Source organism: Gelidibacter sp. (assembly GCF_035577925.1).
GTDB lineage: Bacteria > Bacteroidota > Bacteroidia > Flavobacteriales > Flavobacteriaceae > Gelidibacter.
This window is the reverse complement of the sequence record NZ_DATJCY010000263.1, coordinates 1-4928: the sequence shown is the minus strand read 5'-3', so window position 1 is coordinate 4928 and position 4928 is coordinate 1. Positions and strand designations below refer to the sequence as shown.

The window sequence follows — 4928 nt, the reverse complement described above, 5'->3', positions numbered from 1 at the left end:
AGGCTCTTTCGGTCGGCATCCAATTCGGTAAGTGCATTCCAAACACCAACACAGGTATCTATGTTTTTATTGGCTTCACCAGAATCAATTTCAATGATCTCGCATTGCAAATCTGTTTCCAATTGCGACATAAAATGGGGTAGGCAATGAATGTGGGTGTTATTATCAACAATTATAAATATTTTGGAAAAACTATTGTGTTTCAGATAGTTGTTTAATTCATTATAGCCTCTAGAATTAAAATGTACGGCATAGGACTGTGTAGTAATTGAGTTCATTTTTAGTAACTTTATTAAAGGCTGAAAATAAGCAGTTTTTATTCAATTAATCAAGAATGAATAATTAAATTTGTTTTTAATTTTTCATAGAAGTTATGTCAGATATTTTTGAAAACACAGAAGTTGCTTTTAGCCTTAAAAGTGATTCGGAGCTTGAGAGAGCTTATTTTTTGTTTAAAATGATTTCACATGAACCTTTGGTCAGAATAGGCACTGCTGCAACCAACTTTGCATTGAAAGCACATTTACCGGTTGAGCGTCTAATTAGGTCCACCGTGTTCGACCATTTTTGTGGTGGAATCAATGAAGAAGATTGCTTGCCGGTTATCGATAAAATGTATAGTAAAGGTGTGAGTTCAGTTTTAGATTTTTCAGTAGAAGGTAAGGAAACCGAGGAGCATTTTGACAGTGCGATGGAAACCACGTTGAAGATTATCAATTTTGCCGATGAACGAGAGTCCATGCCAATTGCTGTATTTAAACCAACAGGGTTTGGAAGACCTTATTTATATCAAAAAAAAGGTGAAGGAAAACCATTTACCACAGAAGAACAGAACGAATGGGATAAAATTGTAGCGCGTTACGATAAAGTATGCAAGTTGGCCAAGGAAAAAGATGTTGAAATTTTAATTGATGCAGAACAGAGTTGGTTCCAAGATGCAACCGATGATTTATGCGAAGATATGATGCGCAAGTATAATACTGGTGTCCCCATTGTATATACGACTTTGCAACTGTACCGATGGGATCGATTGGATTATCTTAAAGCGTTGCATGAGCGTGCTCTAAAAGATGGTTTTACAATAGGTGTTAAAATTGTACGTGGAGCTTATATGGAAAAAGAGCGTGAAATAGCTAAAGAGAAAGGTTATGAATCACCAATTTGTGCTACAAAAGAAGCTACAGACAAAAATTTTGATGAGACCCTGGAATATATTCTTAGAAACCTTGACACTATTTCATTGTTTATAGGAACGCATAATGAGCAAAGTAGTTTCTTGGCGATGCAGCTCATGGAAAAGTTGAATATTGCTAAAAACGACAACCGGGTTTGGTTTGGACAACTTTATGGTATGAGTGATCATATTAGTTTTAATCTAGCGGCAGAAGGTTATAATGTAGCTAAATATGTGCCTTTTGGTCCGGTGAAGGACGTTATGCCTTATTTGATACGCCGCGCTGAAGAAAACACTTCGGTGGCTGGACAAACAAGTAGAGAGTTAATGTTGCTCAAGAAGGAACGAAAAAGACGAAAATTATAGATGAAAAACAAAAAACTCCGATGCTTTATACATCGGAGTTTTTTGCTTAAAAAAGCAATCAATTAAATTAAGAAAATTGGTACCATTTTCTCTTCTTATTAGGATCTAAGCCATAACCGTAACCATATCCATAGCCTTTTTTACCGAAATTCGTTCCATTTAATAATAAATTCATTCTCGGTAATCTATCGTCCTCAAATAACGGTTTGGCGACTGCTGTCAACTGTCTTTTGTCTGTATTATCTGCGCCTACAACATAAATAAAGATGTCAGCAAATTTAGAAACTAAAAGCGTGTCACTTACTAATCCAACGGACGATGTGTCCACAACGATATAGTCATATTTCCCTTCAAAATAATCAAATAATTCTTGAACTCTATCGCTCATAAGTAGCTCAGAGGGGTTGGGAGGGATAGTTCCTGAAGGAATGACATCCAAAAAAGGATTATCCTTTAACTTGTTCACTACATCATCAGGAGTTAGTTTTTTATCAGCTAAATAATCAGAAAGACCAATTTTGGTTTGCGATTTTTCTTTTAGATATTGCATGATCTTAGGAACGCGAATATCCATTTCAATCAGCAATACTGATTTTTCTGAAAAAGAAATAGATGAAGCCAAGTTGGTACTGGTATGTGATTTTCCTTCTTGTGCACGAGTGGAGGTAATAAATATTTTTTTAGTTTTGCTGTCAAGATCTTTTAAAACAAAATCAATATTTGATCGCAAGATTCTAAAGGACTCGGCTTTTGGCGAATAATCTATCTTATTAATGAGTTTTGTTTTCTTATTGGTCATTGGGATATCACCAATGTACGGGATATTTAAAATTGCTGTTAAGTCGTCTTTGTCATAAATTTTTGTGTCTAAAAGATCCTTAACGTAGATAAAACCAATTGGTAGCATTAATCCTAAAAGTATGGCCGCTAAATATGTAAATGATTTATAAGGTGAGACTGGTAAGAACGTGGAATAAGCTGAGTCAATAACTTTTGCGTTATTAGTAAACATGCCAAGACTTATTGCCGACTCCTCACGTTTTTCCAATAAGTATAAATACAAAGATTCCTTTATGCTTTGCTGTCGTTCTATATCTCTGAGTTGTCGTTGTTTGGTTGGTGCTGAATAAAGCTGCCCTCTGATTCTTGCATCCTCTTTATTCAGATTATCGAGTGTTATTTGACTCGTCTTCTTCATATTGGCCAAAGAGATTTCTAAATTCTCTTTTAATGCGTTAATCTGGCTATTTAAATTTATGACAACAGGATTTTTTTCCGTAGAGTTGATTAGCATTTTGTCTCTTTGAGCGACAAGCTCATTGTAGCTTTTTGTGATTTGATTAATACTGCCATCAGAAATGCCTATGTTAGATGGCAGTAAATCTGAAGTCCTGTTTTCTAATTGCATTTCTTCTTGCAAAAAGCTAATCATTTGGATCGTGTTCGCAGTAGAATTAATTTGAAATTCATTTTGTTTTTCACTTTCCAAATAAATATTTGCTTGAGATCCTAAGGCTGTAAGGTTATTTTTTTTTTGGAGTTGTTCGGCTGTAAAGTCAACCTCTTCCAATTCTTTAAATACTAATTCCAAACGATTGTTAATAAAATCGGAAGTAACTTTTATAACATCTTCCTTATCTGTAATAACATCTTTATTGTATTCTCTAATAACCTGATTAAGAACATCTATAGCTCGATTGGCAATATTGTCCCTAAGTGCTAAATTAACAATACTTAAACCTTCTTCTGTTGATGCTTTAATATTGGATTTATAAATGTCTACAATAGAATTTACGGGTTTTATCGAAACCTTTAAATTACTACCAACATTCGGTGCATATTCTCCAACATTTGGAATAATGATCATATCACCAAATCCTGTTTTTATTCGATCACCAAAAGTGTGTAACTTTCCTTCAGAATCATCTCGTTCTAATATAGAATTTCCATTATCTTTAAAAGTTAAAAATTCTGAAGGTGATTTTATTTTTATGTATAAAGTTGTGTCCACCTGATGGATAATGGAGTCGCTAACGAAAAAACTTAATTTTAAAGGAGGATTGTTATAAATCTCTTGTTCTTTAATTTTTCCTTGATCATAATATTTAATATTAAGATGTAGATTTTTAACAATATTAGAAATTAAAGTTCTGGAGGTCATTACTGCAATTTCATCTTTTATTTTATTACTACCATCACTAAATAGTCCACCTTTACTGATTTCTGACATGCTAGGTAGTTTTTGAGATTGCTTGTCATCTTTAATTTTAATTGTAGCAAAAGCTTGGTATTGGTAAGTAGTATAACGAAGAAATAGGAAAGCCGATATTATGGCGACTAAAACAAAAAATATAATCAGTTTCCAGTTAGATAGATAAAGATCTAAAGCTTTTTTAATCTCGTTTGTTGAAGAGGTAGTCTTGGGATTCATAATTCTTTATGTTATAACTCAATAAACTTATTTAATTAAAAACACTGCTAAAATTGTTGTTAATGTGCCTATCGCTGAAATAAGAATAGCATTGTTTTGATTATAATTAGCGGAGCGTATCCTAGCGTTATTTGGCTCTACAATAATAACGTCGTTTTGTTGTAAATAATAGACGGGCGAACTTAGAGCGTTGACAGTAGTTAAATCAATTTTAGCGAATTTTTTTCTTCCTTCTATTTCACGAATTAGCAAGACGTTTTTGCGCTCACCAAAGATGGTTAAGTCATTTGCTAAACCTAATGCTTCAGGTAGGGAAACTCTTTCATTTTCCAGAGTATAAGTTCCAGGGCTACTTACCTCTCCTAGTATTGTTACCGTAAAGTTGACGAGACGGATATTCACTATGGGATCTTTGGTGTATTCACTGATCCTCTCTTTCAGCATTTTGGTAAGTTCTATTCTAGTCATACCTGCGACATGTAAAGTTCCCAAAACAGGAAATTCTATATTGCCATTATGGTCAATCAAATAATTTTGCATCCGTTCACGACCAGTTGCATTGATTAAGTCAATACTTTCGGTAACGGTAGATAAATTAAAAGGTTTTGCAGCTATAGGATCTGCAGCGGAGACTATTATAGTGAGGATATCGTCGGCTTTATAAAAAAGTTGTTCAGGCGTCGAGTCTATGTAGCCACCACTTAGAGGTTCGTCTTGAAAATAGATAAGATCTTTTCGGGAAGCACATGATGTAGCTATGAATATTGCTAATAGCGAGAGTGATAAAATACGTATTTTCATTTTTTGAGGAGATTTTTTAAACAAGATTATTTTCTATTATCCAAAACTTCATATGTAGAGTTGTTAGATTTATATTCCGGAATTAACTGTTTTATTGAGGACACTATTTCTAAGGGTTGTGTTAATGAGTTTAATGTAGTTAGTTTGTTTATTTGG

General features: G+C 33.7%; 3 protein-coding genes and 1 pseudogene. 1 reads left to right on the top strand and 3 read right to left on the bottom strand.

Annotation, left to right across the window (positions count from 1 at the left end; genetic code table 11):
- A pseudogene (locus VNJ50_RS10465) lies at positions 1-278 on the bottom strand (3-dehydroquinate synthase); the annotation flags it as partial.
- Between the two features lie 95 nt (positions 279-373).
- Here VNJ50_RS10465 and VNJ50_RS10460 point away from each other — a divergent pair.
- Positions 374-1540 (top strand): proline dehydrogenase family protein, encoded by a 1167-nt coding sequence (locus tag VNJ50_RS10460; RefSeq protein ID WP_325581621.1) that lies wholly within the window; start codon positions 374-376, stop codon positions 1538-1540.
- Between the two features lie 67 nt (positions 1541-1607).
- Here the strand turns inward: VNJ50_RS10460 and VNJ50_RS10455 are convergent, their stop codons facing one another.
- Positions 1608-3971 carry a GumC family protein gene (locus VNJ50_RS10455; RefSeq protein WP_325581619.1) on the bottom strand — a complete coding sequence of 788 codons (2364 nt, stop codon included), beginning with the start codon at positions 3969-3971 and terminating at the stop codon, positions 1608-1610.
- Positions 3972-3998: 27 nt separating this feature from the next.
- On the bottom strand, positions 3999-4772 hold the full coding sequence (locus VNJ50_RS10450) for a polysaccharide biosynthesis/export family protein (protein WP_325581617.1): 774 nt from the start codon (positions 4770-4772) through the stop codon (positions 3999-4001).
- Between the last annotated feature and the right edge of the window lie 156 nt (positions 4773-4928).